Annotated in this window: 1 protein-coding gene and 1 tRNA gene; one reads left to right on the forward strand and one right to left on the reverse strand. The window is 59.4% G+C overall.

Going from position 1 to position 1,809, the window contains the following annotated elements; genetic code table 11:
* Positions 1 to 194: 194 nt before the first annotated feature.
* Positions 195 to 1,334, reverse strand: coding sequence for a YihY/virulence factor BrkB family protein (locus QP140_RS09695; RefSeq protein ID WP_284759451.1), 1,140 nt, complete (start codon positions 1,332 to 1,334; stop codon positions 195 to 197).
* A gap of 184 nt (positions 1,335 to 1,518) precedes the next feature.
* Here QP140_RS09695 and QP140_RS09700 point away from each other — a divergent pair.
* Positions 1,519 to 1,594: transfer RNA gene (locus tag QP140_RS09700), tRNA-Glu, on the forward strand.
* Positions 1,595 to 1,809: the final 215 nt, after the last annotated feature.

Here is a 1,809-nt window from a genome sequence, read left to right on the forward strand (position 1 = left end):
CCTTATTTAAGCCCGTTTTATGCGGTCTGACCAGCGGATAGGCTGAAAATCAGACACACTTTTTGCTACTTAACCCCTGATGGTCGTGCTTAGGGGCGAGGCTCCAGACGGAGGGAAGGTCCCTAGGGTTGCAGGGAAGGGCGATTAAAAGCGCGTGTTGGGCAGTGGGATGGAAGTGCTAAAGGCCGCCCCCGCTACTCGTCCGCTGTGTTCTGTACGCGATGCTGGAAGTTTTCGGCTTCAGCCTGGAGCGTTTCAGCGAGCTGCTTCTCACCATCCGCGGCACCCGAGGCTCGGGGTGGGGCGAGGATGAGCTCGGTGGAGTCGTAACCGGCTGCAAGCTCTCGGGCGCGAGCGAGCTCAGCGTCCAGCTGCAGGCCTAGCAGCAGCACGTTATTGGCCATGAAGAGGCAGAAGAAGCCGCCGATGATGCCGCCAAGAGCCCCGTACATTCCGATGTGCAGAAAGTTGTTGAGGTAAGTCCGGAAGCCCACGCCGATCAGCGTGAGCGCAATCAGCGCGCTCACAGAGCCCGCCGTGAACAGACGGAAACGCCCCTGCTTGACGTTCGGTGCGACGTGATAGAGCAGCGCGATGAGCATCTGGGAGAGCCCGAAGATCACCGGCCACCGCAGCCATGCCCACAGGGGCAGGAAGTAATCGAGCATGAAGGTGCGTAGGCCAGCCAGCCCCAAGGGATCGGCGATATGGGTGAAGAAGGGGGAGAGGAGTTCCTCGCGGAGGAAGAACCCCGCCGCGATCAAAACAAGCCCCGCAACCAACGCGATGGTCAAGCCCCACATCACGAGCCAGGTGCGCAGGATCGACCGGCCCTCCTCGCGGCCGTAGAGCGCGTTCGCGCTGCGGGAAAACGCGCGAACATAGGCCGAGGAGGAGAAGAGCGCGAAAAGGACGGCGATGATCAGTGTGATCAGGGAACGCTGCGTGGTGCCGATGATCGCCTCGATGATATTGGACGCCTGAGCCGCGAAGTCTGCCGGGATATTGCGGTTAATGAATTCGCCGGTCACGCCCAGCACCTGATCGCGATTCTGGTCGAGTACCAGCATCACGATCGCGTAGAAAGCCATGAGGGTGGGGATCGCGGTGAAGATGGAGTAGAAGCTCAGCGTCGCGCCCTTATCGGGAAGCCCACGGTAGAAAAACTCCGCGTACAGCCGCTTGGCGATCATGCCCCATGCCTTCGGGCCAGGAAAACGATGCTCGCTGGTGACCTCCGTTGAGTAACGCTCCGGAGAAATCGCCTGCCGGACCGTGCCACCGCCGGCCGGCATCACGAGCGAGTCGGGGGTGTCATTCTCGGAATGGGTCATTGGCATCCTCGGCGCATCGGTAAAACTGGTGCCTTAATGCTAACGCGAAAACTTCTTAAAACCCGGCATTGACCAGCGGATTAGGAGAGTTGCAGGAGTTGCCTGTAGGCTTTGTTCTCGATCACAGAGCTGGTCGTTGCCTCACCGGTTCGCCGGGAGGGAGCTAGTTTTGTGTGTCCTATGCGCCCCGTTCGTCTAGCGGCCTAGGACGCCGCCCTCTCACGGCGGTAACACGGGTTCAAATCCCGTACGGGGTACCACGAAGAACCTCCCACCACTTGAACTGCTCCCCATTAGTTGGACTGAGAAATCAGTTACCAACTAGTGAGGAGCAGTTTCCATTGAGAGCACGAAGTTGGGTTAAGGGTCAAAAAGTGTGTCTGGCCCGGCGTGTCGTGGGGGGTTAGATTTGGCCTTTTTGGATGCCGATTGAGTGGGTGTAGTCGGTGTCGATAGCGTTGTCGTAGAGGGCTGG

Origin of the sequence: Corynebacterium sp. UMB9976 (assembly GCF_030212265.1) — a bacterium.
Lineage (GTDB): Bacteria > Actinomycetota > Actinomycetes > Mycobacteriales > Mycobacteriaceae > Corynebacterium.